Below are 16,148 nucleotides of genomic sequence, written 5' to 3'. Positions count from 1 at the left end.
GCCAAGTGAAAAATTCATAAATCTATGGCTTTTTCAACTACTTCGCGTTGCAGATGAGGGGCAAAATAGCTGATAAATGCATAGCTGTAGCGGCGTAAGTAGCTACCTTTACGAATGCCAATATGCGTAGTGCTTGGCTGAAATAAACCACTGGCATCGATGGCTTTTAGCGGCGCATCTTTGATAGGGTCAAATGCCATGCTTGCAATAATGCCTATGCCAAGACCAAGCTCTACATAGGTTTTAATGACATCGGCATCTGTCGCCGTAAACACGACATTAGGTTTAAGCCCTTTTTCAGTGAATGACTGATCTTGTTGGGCTCGTCCTGTGAAACCCATGACATAGGTCAAAATCGGATAAGTGGCAATATCGGCCAAACTGATTTCAGGCAAAGATAATAGGGGATGTTCGGGGGGTACGATAATGCTGCGGTTCCATTGGTAGCAGGGCAGAATGGCTAAGTTATCAAATTGTGATAACCCCTCTGTCGCGATTGCCATATCAACCTTTCCCTGTGACGCCATCTCGGCGACTTCGGGCGGTGTGCCTTGCACCATATTTAAATGTACATCAGGAAAGTCAGCGGCAAACTGTTTGATAGCTGCTGGTAATGCATACCGTGCTTGGGTGTGCGTAGTACCGATAGATAAAGTGCCTTTCTGTTCATGGCGACTATCAGCAGCGAGCGCTTTGAGGTTATCTACTTCTTGGAGCACTCTTTCAGCCATAGCGAGGACCGATTCACCAACCGGGGTAATACCAGTTAATCGCTTACCGTGACGATCAAAAATTTGCAGACCAAGCTCGGTTTCAAGTGCTTGTACTTGATTACTAATGCCGGGTTGAGATGCATACAAGGCTTGAGCGGCGGCAGAAACACTTAAACCACGTCGAGCAATTTCACGAACATACTTAAGTTGTTGAAGTTTCATGCTTATAGATATTCTTTATCAAGATAAGCACATGTTATTTATATTAGGTATATATGGCAATTCTGCCGTGACGATTAGATGCCGGTATCTGATTGGGGGATAGCCACTTGATTAACGTAAATACCCTGCTGTGGGTGCCAGACCAATGTCATTGTCCCCGATTTCTTAGGTAAGTCAGGCATAGCCGGCGCAATTGGTTGTGGGGACGTTGTCGTCTCGATGGCTTTTGCTGGTGGCAGATGAACTGACGGGGCACTGTTTGTACCCAGTTGCATTATGGCAAATGTTAACAAGGCTGAACCAATCGTTGTGATGACGAGTAGGCGCTGATAAAGACTCATGGTGTTCCCCTTGTTATTACTTTTTGGAAAATGACTGTCGGCGATCATTCGTGAAAGAAACGTGAATATGGCTTTTTGTGCCTATTTGTAAGTTTGCTTTAGCTCAATTTAATAAGCTTTATAACTTTTCGTTATAACAATAGAAGTGATTATTGATTGTGTGAATATTATGAGCTGGTAAACTTGCTGCCATTTTCTTGGTGTAAGGTCACAAAATGGAGTGGGGTTTCTTACTGGCAGGGTTGTTCGTCGGTATCATGGTCGGTATGACTGGTGTCGGTGGCGGTTCCCTGATGACACCACTGCTTATTTTTGGCTTTGGCATCCAGCCTGCAATTGCAGTAGGCACAGATTTATTATTTGCCGCTATCACCAAAGCTGGTGGTATTTGGGCTTATTGGCGCCACGGCGTTGTGCAATGGTCAGTCGTAACTAAGTTAGCCGCGGGTAGTTTGCCAGCTACGTTATTAACGCTCTGGTTTTTAAGTAGTACCGGCGTAGATGAAGGTGCACACAATGACCTCATCACCAATGCTTTAGGTGTTGCACTTATTTTGACGTCTAGTGCACTGCTCCTTAAAAGCTGGTTGGGTGGTATCTTGCAGGCAAGAGCAGGGCATCCTGTCGTTAATGCTTTATACAAGCTTAGAGAAGATGGTCAACATAAAACGCTAGCTACTATTGCTACGGGTGCTGTCATTGGTGTCATGGTGACGTTATCGTCTGTTGGTGCGGGTGCGTTAGGTGCCGTGGCTTTACTCTTTTTATACCCGCGTATGAAAGGGGTGGAAATTGTGGCAACAGATATTGCTCATGCGGTGCCATTAACTGCAGTAGCAGGTCTAGGTCACTCTGCTGTTGGTACGGTTGATTGGAGTCTGCTGGGCTGGTTGTTAATCGGTTCATTACCGGGCATTTATATTGGCAGCCATCTGGGTATTCGTATTCCAGATAAACTAATGCGTACTGTGTTGGCCGTGATTTTGATTGCAGTGGGGGTAAAATGTCTGATTTAAACAAAACGTTAGACTTGTCGATGTTGGGCTGCCCGTTACACAAAAACAAAGCTTTGGCCGCTGCAGAGTTACTAGAATCAGGGCAATCGATGCGGATCAAGCTCAATAACGATGCTGTTAGTAATGTAATTAAACATCTTGATACCAATGGTTTTGAATGTACCGCAGGTAACGCTGATGTATTAACCACGATTGTGGAAGTGAAACAGAAATGACTGAAATAAGTGAAAAGCTTCAAGCTAAGGTCGATGATGCCATCGCCTTATTAAAAGATATTGCTGCGAACTATTCCCCAGCGGTCTTGGCTACCAGCTATGGTGCTGAAGACATGGTGTTGCTTGATTTAATTTGCAAACACGCGCCAGAAATCGAAATTTTTACGCTGGATACTGGTCGTCTGCCAAAAGAAACTTACGAGTTGATGCAAACTGTTAAGCAGCAATATCAGCGTGATGTTCATGTGTATTATCCAGAAGCAAGTGCGATTGAAGCATTTGTCACACAAAATGGCCCGAATGCTTTTTATGACAGTGTTGACTTACGTAAGACATGCTGTGGTATTCGTAAAGTTGTGCCATTAAACCGTGCACTTAAAGACAAGAAGGCTTGGTTAACAGGGATGCGTCGTTCTCAGTCAGTGACGCGTAAAGAGTTACCTGTTTCTGAGTGGGACGAAGATCACGGTTTGCAAAAGTTTAGCCCATTGACCGATTGGTCAAATGGCGAAGTATGGAAATATATCCGTGCCTTTGATGTGCCTTACAACAAGTTACATGACGAAGGTTATGCCAGCATTGGCTGCGCACCTTGCACACGTGCCATTACGCCGGGTGAAGATATTCGCGCGGGTCGCTGGTGGTGGGAAAATCCAGAAAGTAAAGAATGTGGTCTGCACGTTAAAGCCAAATAAAATTCAGAGATTAATGATCAATGATTAGTGAAAAAAAATTAACGCACTTAAAACAATTGGAAGCTGAAAGCATCCATATCATGCGTGAAGTCGCAGCCGAGTTTGAAAACCCGGTGATGTTGTATTCCATTGGTAAAGACTCAGCGGTTATGCTGCACTTGGCGATGAAAGCCTTTTATCCAGGTAAGCCACCATTTCCTTTGATGCACATTGATACCACATGGAAATTTAAGGAAATGGTTAAATTCCGTGACCAGCGCGCTAAAGAGCTGGGATTGGATCTGATTGTTCACACCAATCAAGAAGGTGCGGAAGCGGGTATTAACCCATTTGACCACCCACGTTACACCGACATCATGAAAACAGATGCTTTAAAACAAGCGCTGAGTAAGCACGGTTTTGATGCGGCATTTGGTGGTGCACGTCGTGACGAAGAAAAATCACGAGCCAAAGAGCGTGTTTATTCATTCCGTGATAAAAACCATCGCTGGGATCCAAAAGCACAACGTCCAGAGCTTTGGAATATCTACAACAGCAAAGTGAATAAAGGTGAAAGCATCCGTGTTTTCCCATTATCTAACTGGACTGAGTTAGATATCTGGCAATACATTTACCTAGAGCAGATTCCAATTGTGCCGCTTTACTATGCAGCTGAGCGTCCTGTCGTTGATTACAACGGTTTGACCATTATGGTCGACGACGATCGTATGCGTATTCCTGAAGGTCAAACGCCACGCATGGAAAAAGTCCGTTTCCGTACCTTAGGTTGTTACCCACTGACAGGCGCTGTGAAATCAAACGCGGATACCTTGCCAGAAATTATTCAGGAAATGTTATTGACGACAACCTCTGAGCGTCAGGGCCGAGCAATTGACCACGATCAAGCCGGTTCAATGGAAAAGAAAAAGCAAGAAGGTTACTTCTAGGCTTAACTTTTCGCTGATTACTATTTACGAACAGAATTCAATACCAGGCACAGACTATGGCATACGAAACTGATGCACTTATCGCCTCTGATATCGAGGCATATTTGAAACAACATGAAAACAAAGAGTTACTGCGATTTTTGACTTGCGGTAACGTTGATGACGGTAAAAGCACACTGATTGGTCGCTTGTTACACGATTCAAAAATGATTTACGAAGATCAGCTGGAAGCGGTTACTCGTGACAGCGCTAAATCTGGTACAACGGGCGACCAAGTTGACTTGGCCTTGCTGGTGGATGGTCTTCAAGCGGAACGTGAACAAGGTATTACCATTGACGTTGCTTACCGCTATTTTTCAACCACCAAGCGTAAGTTCATCATTGCAGATACCCCGGGTCATGAGCAATACACCCGTAATATGGCAACTGGTGCGTCTACCTGTCAGTTAGCGGTTATCTTGATTGACGCACGTCACGGTGTACAAACCCAAACCCGTCGTCACAGCTTTATCGCGTCATTGCTGGGTATCAAACACATTATTGTTGCTATTAACAAAATGGATTTGATGGATTACAGCGAACAAGTTTTTAACGACATTCGCACTGCATACAGCGAATTCGCACGTGAACTAGAAATCGAAGACATTCACTTTGTACCAATGTCAGCATTGGTTGGTGATAACGTTGTTAATCGTAGTGAGCATATGCCTTGGTATCAAGGCAACACGATGATGGAATTGTTGGAAAACATTGAAGTTAGCCATGATGCGAACACCAATGACCTACGTTTCCCTGTGCAATATGTTAACCGTCCAAACCTTAACTTCCGTGGTTATTGCGGTACCTTGTCAGCGGGTGTGTTAAAGCCGGGTGATGCCATTACGGTTCTTCCATCTGGTAAAGAAAGTACTGTTAAGTCATTAGTGACATACGATGGTGAGCTGGATTTTGCTGTACCAGGTGAAGCGGTAACCGTCACCTTGCGTGATGAGATTGATGTCAGTCGTGGTGACATGATTGTTCACCGTGATCATCAACCACATGTTTCAAGCCACTTTAAAGCAATGGTAGTTTGGATGACTGAACAACCATTGGTTGCCAACAAGCAATACAGCATCAAAGTTGGTGTGGCTGATAGTACTGGCGTTATGACTGACGTCGATTACCAAATCGATGTGAATACTCTGGAACAGCGTAAAACAACAGAACTGAAATTGAATGAAATCGGTTTATGTGAGTTTTCGTTAAACAAACCAGTGGTATTTGACGCCTACAAACGTAATCGTCACACCGGTGCATTCATCGTCATTGATCGTTTAACCAACGTTACCATTGGTGCCGGTATGATTACCGAAGCGATTAATCATGATGGCCAAACAGCCAGTTCAGGTGACTACTCTGAATTTGAATTAGAGTTAAACGCATTGATCCGTAAACATTTCCCACATTGGGATTGTAAAGATCTAAAAGGTCTTATCGGCGGCTAATCGTCAGCGTTAAGTAGGACCATAAGAGCCAGTCATGAGATTATTCATGGCTGGCTTTTTTATTTTTAACGTTAGCTAAGTGACTTGGTAATGATTGAGTGCCAATGCGCCAATTTATTATCAAATGACATGGCAGCATAAGCTGGACTGGTTGAAGGCAGCACTTTGATACTGATGTGCTTGGCAAGCTGAACATGACGCTTAAATAATTGGTTTGCTTTGCCACCATTGGTACATACTGTCGTGATGTTTGGGGCAAATTTAAATAAAGCATCAAAGTCATTAATGGCAATCGTATCGCGCTCGATAGCACTATCTAAACTACCTCGTCGTCGACAGTGTCGAAGCACGTCCCACAAGGCAATTTTCTCATTAACTAGCGCTTGGCAACGCTCAGTGTAAGTCATCTCTGACCAACCAAAAATGTGCTGCATGATTGGCCAAAAGGCATTTCGAGGGTGAGCGTAATATTGCTGTTGCTGTAGTGATGCGATACCAGGCATTGACCCCACAATCAGTAATTTGGCATCACTTTTTGCCAACCAATCAAAACTATGTGCGAGCGGGACAGACATTATTGATAAATGGTGCCTTCGTGGCGGATCCAGCCATGAGGATGTCTATCGGCAGGATCATGATGTGTCCAATGCATGATGCCACCTTTATTATTCCAAACATACTCACCATACAAGTCGACCTCATCACCCACTTTCAAAGCATCAATACGCGGTGCTAAATCGATATTGTGGGCAACAAGGAGTGTTAAACCACTGGGCAATTCGATGATGAAACGTTGATGACGGCTGCCTTTATTATCATCTGCTAGTGTCTTTATGACTTTGCCGCTCACTTCGAGTTGTACATCCGTCTGGTGTTTCTCGAATAAAACTTCGGCGGTAAGTGAATTCAGCGCTTCGCGGTCATGTTCAGCCTGATAAAAGCTGCCAACAAAAAGTGCTACAGCAAAACCAAGTATTATCCAAACGCGCTGCAACATACGTTTTTGTTTTGACATGTCATTGGCTCCATTACCGAATCGCTTTAATATGCCACATCTGCTTTTTTCTGATGTGAGATCACTAAAGAAATCGTGATATTTGTTTAATTTATGGCTTTGGTTTGCGCAAATTGTCTTACTTGATCGTTTTGTGGTGATTGTTTCACAGGAAAGTTGTTTTGCATTCAACGATATAAAAGTCAGTTAATCAGCTGTATCTCACTGTTTCATATGATGGATTTAGTGTTCAAGCTAATAACCATATAGCTATTTATAATTTCCTGTTATATCGACTGCCCGTTATAATATTGGGTCCATTGAAACCGTTTAGAGATCTTAGATGTATCAATACGATAAGTACGATCAGGCGATGGTTGATCAGCGCGTAGCGCAATACCGTGACCAAACTCGCCGCTATTTAGCCGGCGAATTAACGGAAGATCAATTTCGTCCGCTTCGCTTGGCCAACGGCCTTTATATTCAGATACATGCCCCAATGCTGCGTGTAGCAGTTCCTTACGGCATGATGTCAGCAACACAAGTTCGCAAGGTTGCGGATATTGCCCGTCGTTACGACCGTGGTTCAGTGCATTTCACAACACGCACTAACTTCCAGTTGAACTGGCCGAAACTTGAGGATGTGCCTGATATTTTGGCTGAACTGGCAACCGTTCAGATGCATGCTATCCAAACCAGTGGTAACGATATTCGTAACACCACAACCGATCAGTTAGCTGGCATTAACGCTGAGGAAGTGGAAGATCCACGTCCATGGGCTGAAATTATTCGCCAATGGTCAACTTTCCACCCAGAATTTGCTTATTTGCCACGTAAATTCAAAATCGCCATTATCGCGACCCAAGAAGATCGTGCGGCAACTCAGCTGCATGATATCGGTCTGCGTATGGTTAAAAACGCTGAAGGCGAAGTCGGTTTTGAAGTATTGGTTGGTGGCGGCCTTGGCCGTACGCCAATTATCGGTGTTCAAATCCGCCCATTCTTGGAAAAACAAGACTTGTTGTCTTATTTGGAAGCCATTTTGCGTGTTTATAACCGCTTAGGCCGCCGTGATAACAAGTACAAAGCACGTATCAAAATTACGGTTCGTGAACACGGTATTAATCATATTCGTGAGTTGGTTGAAGCTGAATGGGTACAAATCCGTGAACAGCTGAAACTGGATCAGAAAGAAATTGATCGTGTTAAGTCTCACTTCACTGAGCCAGATTACGAAGCCGACGCGGCTGATGACACAAGCTTTGATGAAATGATGGCTGAAGATGCTGATTTTGCTCGTTGGGTTAAGCAAAACACAGTTGAGCATAAAATCTCAGGCTATCGTGCAGCTTATATTTCATTGAAAAAACCAGGTTTAGCGCCGGGTGATATCACTTCAGAACAACTCGACGTGGTTGCTGATTTGGCCGAAGAATTTAGCTTTGGTGAAATTCGCTCTACTCACACACAAAACTTGATTTTGACCGATGTGAAAAAAGGCGATTTGTATGCCTTGTGGTTGCGTCTAAACGCTGAAGAACTCGCGACACCAAATATCAACACGCTGGGTGATATTATCTGCTGCCCTGGTCTTGATTATTGTGGTTTGGCGAATGCCACCTCAATCCCATTATCAAAACAAATTGCTCAACGTTTTGATGATCTGGATTACCTTAATGATTTGGGTGATATCAAAATCAAATTCTCAGGCTGCATGAACGGCTGTGCTCACCAAAGTGTGGGTCATATTGGGATTTTGGGGGTCGATAAGAAAGGCGAAGAGTGGTACCAATTCACTTTGGGCGGTAGCTCAGAAGCTGATGCTTCATTAGGTGAGCGTCTTGGTCGTGCCATTCCTAAAGAAGAAGTTGTAGACACTGTCGGGCATTTACTTGATGCGTATGTAGAACTGCGTCATGAAGATGAAAGCTTCTTAGGCACCGTGCGTCGTTTAGGCATTGAACCATTTAAAGATCGGGTATATGCAAATGCAGATAATTAAAGATCGCGAAGTCGTCGAGGATAACTGGACGCATTTAGACGATGAGGCGCCTTTAGCTGATGGCAATATCACGGTATCGCTGAACCGTTGGCAAGAACAACATGAATCACTGGTTAAACATGAAGGTGGTTTAGGTATTCGTTTGTCTGGCGATGACCCATTAGAAGAAATCGTGCCTGATCTGGCGCGTTTTCAATTGGTAGTGTTGATTTTCCCAGCATTTACCGATGGTCGGTGTTATTCATATGCCAAACTGCTACGTGAGCGTTATGCTTTTAAAGCAGAAATTCGGGCGCAAGGTGATGTGCTTTACGATCAACTGTTTAACATGGCGCAATGTGGTTTTAATAGCTTCGAATTGGCAAACCCAAATCGTCTAACAAATGCTTTAGCAGCATTTGATGAGTTTACCGAAAGCTATCAATCTACCGTGCTGCGGCCTGAGCCGCTGTATCGTCGTCGCTAATTAGTAACTTCCATGGCGGTTTATGCCATTGGCGATGTGCAGGGCTGTTTCGATGAGTTAGAAAGACTCCTCGACGCCCTGCATTTTGATGCTGAGCAAGATGAAGTCTGGTTGGCAGGTGATTTGGTCAACAGAGGGCCTAAATCAGCTGAAACATTACGATTTGCTAAAGGTCTAGGTAATCGTGCCAAAGTGGTCTTAGGTAATCATGACCTGCATTTGTTGGCGCAAGCATCTGGTGGAAAAGAATACCAACATCGTTTGGATACCTTAGATAGTGTGATTAATGCAGAAGACAGCGATGAGCTTCTGACTTGGTTACGACATCAACCTCTATTTCATCATGATGCAACACTGCAATTTTCGATGGTGCATGCTGGTTTACCGCCAGAATGGACGATTGATGATGCATTAGCACGCGCCGCTGAAGTAGAGGCTGTATTACAAGGTGATGATTGGCGTGAGTTTTTCCAGCATATGTATGGAAATAAGCCAAAGCGTTGGTCTGCTGATTTAAAAGGCTGGGATAGACTTCGCTTTATCACCAACTGTTTCACCCGTTTACGTTACTGTCATGAAGATGGCTCGCTGGCATTAAAGTTTAAGGGCGCGCCCAAAGACAAACCTGCTAAGCAAAAACCATGGTTTGATATGCCAAAGCGTGCGACAGTGAATGATCGAATTGTGTTTGGTCATTGGTCACAATTAGGCACAGGCCAGTATGGCAATGTCTTTTCACTCGATAGCGGAGCGGTTTGGGGTGATCATTTAACGGCAGTCCGTATAGATACACACCCTTATCAATGGACAACTATAGAGGCTGATCCAGCAGGTTTACCAGCAGCACGTAACAAAGTTGCTACAAAGAAATAACACAAGATATAAGTACTTGTTAGGCATTCATTTTTAAACACAGTACAATAACTGCAAAGAAATTTATCAGGATAAAAAAATGAGCAATATCAAAACCTTTTCAGGTGATTTTTCGGCACAGGGCATGCGTGTTGGTATCGTCGCAGGACGCTTTAACGATTTTGTCGTTGATCACCTGATTAATGGTGCCGTCGATACGTTGTTACGCCATGGCGCAAAAGAAAAAGATATTGAAATTGCTCGTGTACCTGGCGCAGTTGAAATTCCATTAGCGGTTAAGCGTATGGGCAACACTGGCAAATATGACGCAATTATTGCGTTAGGTGCTGTTATTCGTGGTGGTACGCCACACTTTGAATACGTTGCGGGTGAATGTTCAAAAGGTCTTGGTCAACTGAACCTTGAGCTGGATATGCCTATTGCCTTTGGTGTTTTAACTGTAGATAGCATTGAACAAGCAATTGAACGTTCAGGTACAAAAGCCGGTAACAAAGGTGCCGAAGCTGCCATGAGCACCATTGAAATGGTGAACGTATTGCGTCAAATCGGAGCTACAAAATAGTGGCTGCAGGTTTGCCTAGAACACAAGCGCGTCGCGCTGCAGTGCAAGCGCTTTATCAGGCGTTAGTTAACGAGCAAGCGCCAGATAAAGCAGAATTAGATTTTGTGATGGCGGAGTACGCTAACAAAATCGATAAAAGCTATTTTCAGACCTTAGTGTCTGGCGTGCTGAAAAACATCGATGAAATTGATAGCGAGTTAAGTCATGCTGTCGATCGTGATTTAACAGCGGTTGACCCGGTTGAGGCTTCAGTACTGCGTTTAGCCGTATTTGAATACATGCATCGTTTAGATATCCCATATCGCGTTGTTTTAAATGAAGCTGTAGAACTTGCCAAGTCATTTGGTGGCGAGCAGGGTCATAAATACGTCAATGGTGTTTTGGATAAAATGGGTGCTCGCTTACGTGAGGTTGAGTACCAAGCTGCCAAAACTAAGCGTGAACAAAAGAAAAGCTAAGCCACTGGCCAAAATTTGTGATGGCCAGTTCAACAGAGTTCTCCCTCATCCGAGATTATTTTTCTGCGCTAACAGATAGGCGTGATGATGTAATCTTAGGGATTGGTGATGACTGTGCTTTGTTACAGCCGCCTGCTGGTCACATCCTTGCGACTTCCGTTGATACCTTGGTGTCTGGTGTCCATTTTTTCGCTGATGTTGATCCATTCCGACTTGGCCATAAAGCCTTAGCCGTTAATTTAAGTGATCTGGCGGCAATGGGGGCAACGCCTGCTTGGTTTACGCTGGCGTTAACATTGCCGGAAGCTAATCCACAATGGTTACAGGCTTTCTCTGCCGGTATGGCAGCACTTGCTAAACAGCATAATATTCAACTTGTCGGTGGTGATACGACTCGAGGCCCCTTAACGATAAGCATTCAAGTTACCGGTTTTTGTGACAGAGGAAATGTTTTACGACGTGATGCGGCAAGACCTGGCGATAAGATATTTGTCACAGGATCGTTGGGAGATGCGGGTACAGGGCTTTTGATAAAGCAAAACCAGTTAGCCACTGAAAATCTATCAACTGAAGAACAACAATTCTTGATTGATAGGTTGGAGTTACCCACACCACGAAATGAGCTCGTAAAAGAGCTCTTGCCCGAGGTTAAATCTGGTATCGATATTTCGGATGGGCTGCTTGCGGATTTAAAGCACATACTGACAGCAAGTAATGTTGGTGCTGTGATTAATACAGAAGCTTTGCCTTTATCTTCATCATTACAAAAACTGAAATCAGAACAAGCAATTCAACTTGCTCTGACTGCAGGTGATGATTACGAACTGTGTTTTACTGTAGCTGCAGAGAAAGCTGACGCTTTGACTTCACGATTGGGAAGCAAAATCCAGTGTATTGGTGAAATCACTGCAGAACCTGAATTAATCGTCTTACCTGAACAATCATTCAAAAGTCACGGCTATGACCACTTCAACAAAACCTAGTACGCGTGAAATTATTAAAAAGCCCGCAGTTTTATTAGCCTGTGGACTTGGTTCAGGGTTAATCCCAAAAGCGCCAGGTACTTTTGGCACTATAGCGGCAATACCGCTTTATTTACTCATGCAGCCGTTATCTCTGCTTAATTACTTAATATTAACCTTTACCTTTTTTGTGGTGGGCATTTGGTTGTCAGCAGAGGCAATTAAAGTCTTTAAACGCGATGATCCTTCTGAAGTTGTATGGGACGAGGTCGTAGGTTTATTGGTGACAATGATTGCAGCACCAGCAGGTTTGCTCTGGGTACTTTTGGGATTTGTGTTGTTCAGAATATTTGATATCTGGAAACCATGGCCCGTCAGTTTGGCGGATATAAAGTTACATGGCGGTCTTGGCATTATGTTGGATGATGTCATTGCCGGTATTTATGCTCTGATCGTTTTACAAGCGATAGCCTTCATGATCTAAATAATCTAATTGCGACAATTTAAAATCTGTGGCAAATTGAAAGTGCTTGATTTGAATAAGGATATTCAACATGCACAACAAAGGATTGACGCTCATTGAGCTGTTGATAGTTATCGCTATTGCAGCAACCATTGCCGCGATTGCTATGCCTTCATTTAAAGGTTTGCTTAATCGCCAAGAAATAAATGGCCAAGCAAACCTCCTATTTTCAATGTTGTACCTTGCCAGAAGTGAAGCCGTTAAACGTAACTCTGTTGTTACTATTTGTAAAAGCAGTGATGGTCAAGTTTGTGGCGGGCTTTGGGCTGATGGTTGGCTTATGTTTGCCGATACGGACAGTGATGGAAGCTTTGATGAGGGTGAGTTAATAATCGCTCAGGGTAAAATTAGTGACAAAATAGCTGTTGGCTGGGTGGCTTTTGGTTCAAATAACTATATTCGATTCACATCACGAGGCATGACATTAGCGCAAAATGGCACATTCACTATTTGCCCAGTTAGTGCTGATGCATCAATTGCACGTACAGTCGTGGTTAGTAAAACGGCTCGCGTAAGGATTACACCATTAGGAATTGATGGCAGCGGGGATGCAATTAACTGTTAACGTTGCCAGCAGGTAGCTGCGTCTCCTCCGGTAGCAGTATAAACTTCACCATTAGCTGCAGTAACTGTGAGCGTAAGAGTGCCACAAACATCGTTAACTTGAGGTCCGGTGGGTTGCGCAGTAACAGTATAGTTAGTCGCATTCGCACCAGCAGCGATATCTACAATATAAAACCCATCAATAGAACTATTATTATCAGTCTGCGTGTAACCCAAATCAGTCATATCTGACGAATAAGCGGGGTTGTTGGCACGCCACTTTTCCTGAGCTAACTGAATGGCAAGTATAGTTGATTTGGCATCAGCTCTTCGAGCACGCTCAACATAACTTTGGTATGCGGGAATGGCGATTGCAGCAAATATAGCAATAACGACTACAACGATCATTAATTCTATTAGAGTAAAGCCCTTATTATTTCTATATGTCATGAGCGTGCCTCATTCGGTTTATTGATAAGGATAGAAAAAAAAATATGTTTAGTCATGCATAAAGTGTGTGCTAACCCACATAATATTTCATTTAAGTATTGCAAAAGCTATGAAAGGTTTCAAAAGCAGTACTATAATCTTATCTGAGGCAAAAGAGGGAATTGATATGCCGCTTAAAAACCGTTTAGGTTTTACATTAATAGAGCTTATGATAGTAATCGCTGTATTAGCGGTTTTGGCTGCTATTGCTTTGCCCTCATTTCAAACTACCTTAGAGAAGCGCCGAGTAACAGGTGCCGCTGATAATCTCTTTGCTGCGCTGCACTTTGCTCGTTCCGAAGCAATTAAACAAAACAATCAAGTCCAATTTCAGTTTGATGCTAATACATGGTGCTATGGTATCGATGATGCTGGTAGTGATTGTGATTGTAGTGCTGAACCTGCCAACTGCACAATTTCAGGCCAACAAAAAATAGGATTGGGTAACGACTATCGAGATGTCGTTTTAACTGTTCAGAACTTTAATGGAAACGATATTGTTTTTAGCCCTCGCCAAGGAATGCCTCTAGACCCAAATGACAGCGGTGTTTTTACCTTATCGATAAATAACTTCTCTAAAATGGTTAGCATAAATGCCGTTGGCAGGATAACGATGGATTAATTATGTCCAAAAGCAAACAAAAAGGCCTCACTCTTATAGAACTGATGATTGCCATGATAATTGGCATTCTAATAATTGGTGGTGTCATTGGTATGTTTGTCACATCAGTTCGAAGTAATGCTGATCATATAAAAATGATTGAGCTAAACCAAGAAATGCGTGTCGTCATGTCTCTAATTACTAGGGAGTTGCGCATGGCAAATGCTGATGAGGCAGCATTTAATGCTTTACCAAATGTTTATCTTTGTGATGCATGTGACGTTACATTGAATACCGTTGACGGCAATCAAACTTTGGCGTTTTCGTTTAATGGTGATAACAAATCTTTTGCTATCAATGGTGATGTTATTGTATTTGATAATGGTGCAAACCCAGAAGGGTTGACCATGCCCGAGCATAATTACTCAACAAGCAGTTTTACAGTATGGAAGTTATATACCAGTGTGGCTGATGGTACTCGTTGGGAAAATCAAAATTACGCAATACAAGCTGACGATACAGACGAAGATCAAATTAAAGTTGATATTAACCTTGTCGGTTCTACTGAAATTAGTGGTGGGGATATTGCCCAAAGAAGGCTTATCAAGACAGTACGTGTGAGGAATTAAAAATGAAACTGTACCGTCAATTTCAAAGTAAACAACGTGGGGCAGCAGCATTATTTACAGTAATCGTTTTACTTATTGCTGTGACTTTAGTTGTTCTTTTTTCGGGTAGGGTAACCATTCAAGAGTTTCGTATTTCTGGTAACGATGCCCGAGCAAAACTTGCATCAGCTAACGCAGAGCAAGGATTAAACATTGGTCTATCAAACCTTAAAGTAACTGCACCCCCTGATAGAATTGCATGGCCATGGGTAGCTTGTACTGATGATGCTCAAGCACCGTGCGGGGCTGCTTTTGATAGTACTTGGTCTTATGCTGAATTAAATACCATAAATAACGATTGCAATAATGTTAACGAGGAAGGTTATTGTGTTCGTTATTTTTCTCAGACTCCGGGGTTGAACTATGCCTCGATTACGGTGGTTTCCGACGGGCATGCTGATTTTCTAAATGCCTCATCAATTGTTACGCAAACTGTTGCAAAATATAACTTCTTTTCTAGTGCTGCAGGCAGAATTCCACCAATAATGACACCCACTCCGTCGATTGGTGGGAATATGACAATTATCCCTAACCCCAATGCAAATGGTATTGCAGGTCAGAGTAACCCTATTTCTGTATGGTCAAGTAATGCAATGGCTTTTCCTGGTGCAGGAAGTATGCAGACATGCGGTGCACTATTTGATGGTGGTGGTAATGTTGGTAATGCGCAATGTTTAGAGCCGGGAGTGGCCGACCCTTTCAGTCGAACAGTGAGTTCATTTAATCAATGTAACTGTAGTAATGTCGATACTAATTACTCTACCGGGACAGATGAAGATGGCCGAAGAAGGCCTTACAGTACAAAGGATGATTTTGGTACTGACGTTGTTGATAGCGATGCGGGTTTTCCTGATGATATGTTCGAATTCTTTTTTGGTGTACCGGGAGCTGAGTGGCAATCAATTAAAGATCTCGCAAAAGTATATAGCACTTGTAGCAACAATCCTCCAATAGACGATGATACAAATCCTGGGGATATTATTTGGATTGAAGGGAACTGTACTTTGGGATCCAATACTTTTCCAGATCGCCAGTTAGGTAGTCGTTTTATAGAAAATGGTGGAAGAGGCCCTGTTATTTTAGTTGTTGAGGGTGATCTGGATGTTACCGGTACAGAAGTTCACATTTGGGGCATTGTTTATATCATTAACCAGACAGGTGTCAGCGATGAAAATTCAGAGGTTAAATTAACTGGTACACCATATATTCATGGTGCATTGCTTGCTGATGATGAGCTTGATATTGGTAATGGCTCAATGACGGTTATGTATGATGCAGATATGTTAAACGCGGTCAGAGCGTCAGAAGACTCTGAAATCAATGTGGCAACAGATATTTGGTTGCCTCGTTCTGGTAGTTGGTCTGATTCAATACCAGCTAACTAGCTGTTAT

At 43.1% G+C, this 16,148-nt stretch carries 21 protein-coding genes; 16 read left to right on the top strand and 5 right to left on the bottom strand.

Annotation, left to right across the window (positions count from 1 at the left end):
* Window positions 1-14 precede the first annotated feature (14 nt).
* Together cysB and OMP94_RS08855 are read right to left on the bottom strand one after the other, a co-directional pair.
* Window positions 15-935 carry an HTH-type transcriptional regulator CysB gene (gene cysB, locus OMP94_RS08860; protein WP_266277915.1) on the bottom strand — a complete coding sequence of 307 codons (921 nt, stop codon included), beginning with the start codon at window positions 933-935 and terminating at the stop codon, window positions 15-17.
* A 74-nt stretch (window positions 936-1,009) separates the two neighbouring features.
* Window positions 1,010-1,276, bottom strand: coding sequence for a hypothetical protein (locus OMP94_RS08855; protein WP_266277914.1), 267 nt, complete (start codon window positions 1,274-1,276; stop codon window positions 1,010-1,012).
* A gap of 215 nt (window positions 1,277-1,491) precedes the next feature.
* Here OMP94_RS08855 and OMP94_RS08850 point away from each other — a divergent pair, with 215 nt between their 5' ends.
* Genes OMP94_RS08850 through cysN form a run of 5 tightly spaced genes read left to right on the top strand, consistent with a single transcriptional unit; the run spans window position 1,492 to window position 5,615 of the window.
* Window positions 1,492-2,292: a sulfite exporter TauE/SafE family protein gene (locus tag OMP94_RS08850; RefSeq protein ID WP_266277913.1), complete on the top strand. Its 801-nt coding sequence runs from the start codon at window positions 1,492-1,494 to the stop codon at window positions 2,290-2,292.
* Window positions 2,280-2,507: a hypothetical protein gene (locus OMP94_RS08845; RefSeq protein ID WP_266277912.1), complete on the top strand. Its 228-nt coding sequence runs from the start codon at window positions 2,280-2,282 to the stop codon at window positions 2,505-2,507. Before OMP94_RS08850 ends, OMP94_RS08845 begins: the two co-directional genes overlap by 13 nt.
* Window positions 2,504-3,202, top strand: a complete 699-nt coding sequence (locus OMP94_RS08840; RefSeq protein WP_266277911.1) for a phosphoadenylyl-sulfate reductase — start codon at window positions 2,504-2,506, stop codon at window positions 3,200-3,202. Before OMP94_RS08845 ends, OMP94_RS08840 begins: the two co-directional genes overlap by 4 nt.
* A 20-nt stretch (window positions 3,203-3,222) precedes the next feature.
* Window positions 3,223-4,128, top strand: a complete 906-nt coding sequence (gene cysD / locus OMP94_RS08835) for a sulfate adenylyltransferase subunit CysD (RefSeq protein WP_323135076.1) — start codon at window positions 3,223-3,225, stop codon at window positions 4,126-4,128.
* Window positions 4,129-4,184: 56 nt separating this feature from the next.
* Window positions 4,185-5,615: a sulfate adenylyltransferase subunit CysN gene (cysN, locus tag OMP94_RS08830; protein ID WP_266277910.1), complete on the top strand. Its 1,431-nt coding sequence runs from the start codon at window positions 4,185-4,187 to the stop codon at window positions 5,613-5,615.
* Between the two features lie 71 nt (window positions 5,616-5,686).
* Here the strand turns inward: cysN and OMP94_RS08825 are convergent, their stop codons facing one another.
* Both OMP94_RS08825 and OMP94_RS08820 read right to left on the bottom strand, forming a co-directional pair.
* Entirely contained in the window at window positions 5,687-6,190 is a 504-nt protein-coding gene (locus OMP94_RS08825) for a DNA-deoxyinosine glycosylase (RefSeq protein ID WP_266277909.1), read from the bottom strand.
* A complete protein-coding gene (locus OMP94_RS08820) occupies window positions 6,190-6,630 on the bottom strand; it encodes a DUF3465 domain-containing protein (protein WP_266277908.1) in 441 nt (146 codons plus the stop codon). The genes OMP94_RS08825 and OMP94_RS08820 overlap by 1 nt, the downstream gene beginning before the upstream one ends.
* Window positions 6,631-6,952: 322 nt before the next feature.
* Here OMP94_RS08820 and OMP94_RS08815 point away from each other — a divergent pair, with 322 nt between their 5' ends.
* The 8 genes from OMP94_RS08815 (at window position 6,953) to OMP94_RS08780 (ending at window position 13,020) form a co-directional block, all read left to right on the top strand.
* Window positions 6,953-8,611: a nitrite/sulfite reductase gene (locus OMP94_RS08815; RefSeq protein ID WP_266277907.1), complete on the top strand. Its 1,659-nt coding sequence runs from the start codon at window positions 6,953-6,955 to the stop codon at window positions 8,609-8,611.
* A complete protein-coding gene (locus OMP94_RS08810) occupies window positions 8,598-9,077 on the top strand; it encodes a DUF934 domain-containing protein (protein ID WP_266277906.1) in 480 nt (159 codons plus the stop codon). The genes OMP94_RS08815 and OMP94_RS08810 overlap by 14 nt, the downstream gene beginning before the upstream one ends.
* 12 nt (window positions 9,078-9,089) lie before the next feature.
* Entirely contained in the window at window positions 9,090-9,950 is an 861-nt protein-coding gene (locus OMP94_RS08805; RefSeq protein WP_266277905.1) for a symmetrical bis(5'-nucleosyl)-tetraphosphatase, read from the top strand.
* A gap of 79 nt (window positions 9,951-10,029) precedes the next feature.
* The gene (ribE, locus tag OMP94_RS08800; protein WP_266277904.1) at window positions 10,030-10,512 is read left to right on the top strand and encodes a 6,7-dimethyl-8-ribityllumazine synthase; all 483 of its coding nucleotides are present in this window, start codon (window positions 10,030-10,032) and stop codon (window positions 10,510-10,512) included.
* Window positions 10,512-10,970, top strand: a complete 459-nt coding sequence (gene nusB / locus OMP94_RS08795; RefSeq protein WP_266277903.1) for a transcription antitermination factor NusB — start codon at window positions 10,512-10,514, stop codon at window positions 10,968-10,970. Before ribE ends, nusB begins: the two co-directional genes overlap by 1 nt.
* A gap of 20 nt (window positions 10,971-10,990) precedes the next feature.
* Entirely contained in the window at window positions 10,991-11,953 is a 963-nt protein-coding gene (thiL, locus tag OMP94_RS08790; RefSeq protein WP_266277902.1) for a thiamine-phosphate kinase, read from the top strand.
* The gene (locus OMP94_RS08785; protein WP_266277901.1) at window positions 11,931-12,416 is read left to right on the top strand and encodes a phosphatidylglycerophosphatase A; all 486 of its coding nucleotides are present in this window, start codon (window positions 11,931-11,933) and stop codon (window positions 12,414-12,416) included. The genes thiL and OMP94_RS08785 overlap by 23 nt, the downstream gene beginning before the upstream one ends.
* Window positions 12,417-12,486: 70 nt before the next feature.
* Window positions 12,487-13,020: a GspH/FimT family pseudopilin gene (locus tag OMP94_RS08780; RefSeq protein ID WP_266277900.1), complete on the top strand. Its 534-nt coding sequence runs from the start codon at window positions 12,487-12,489 to the stop codon at window positions 13,018-13,020.
* On the opposite strand, the gene OMP94_RS08775 is transcribed toward OMP94_RS08780, so the two are convergent.
* Window positions 13,017-13,448, bottom strand: a complete 432-nt coding sequence (locus OMP94_RS08775; RefSeq protein ID WP_323135075.1) for a type IV pilin protein — start codon at window positions 13,446-13,448, stop codon at window positions 13,017-13,019. The two genes, OMP94_RS08780 and OMP94_RS08775, sit on opposite strands and share 4 nt — an antisense overlap.
* A 109-nt stretch (window positions 13,449-13,557) precedes the next feature.
* Between OMP94_RS08775 and OMP94_RS11310 the strand changes: the two genes are divergently transcribed.
* From OMP94_RS11310 to OMP94_RS08750, 3 genes are read left to right on the top strand one after another with little or no spacing between them, the layout of a single operon-like run.
* Window positions 13,558-14,109, top strand: a complete 552-nt coding sequence (locus tag OMP94_RS11310; RefSeq protein WP_323135074.1) for a GspH/FimT family protein — start codon at window positions 13,558-13,560, stop codon at window positions 14,107-14,109.
* 2 nt (window positions 14,110-14,111) lie between these two features.
* Window positions 14,112-14,717, top strand: coding sequence for a PilW family protein (locus OMP94_RS08755; protein ID WP_266277899.1), 606 nt, complete (start codon window positions 14,112-14,114; stop codon window positions 14,715-14,717).
* A gap of 2 nt (window positions 14,718-14,719) precedes the next feature.
* Window positions 14,720-16,141 (top strand): pilus assembly PilX family protein, encoded by a 1,422-nt coding sequence (locus OMP94_RS08750; RefSeq protein ID WP_266277898.1) that lies wholly within the window; start codon window positions 14,720-14,722, stop codon window positions 16,139-16,141.
* The last annotated feature ends 7 nt before the right edge of the window (window positions 16,142-16,148 follow it).

Source organism: Methylophaga sp. OBS3 (genome assembly GCF_026319325.1).
In the GTDB taxonomy this organism is placed as follows: Bacteria; Pseudomonadota; Gammaproteobacteria; order Nitrosococcales; family Methylophagaceae; genus Methylophaga.
Note: the sequence above shows the minus strand (reverse complement) of the source record. Positions and strands in the feature narration are given on the sequence as shown.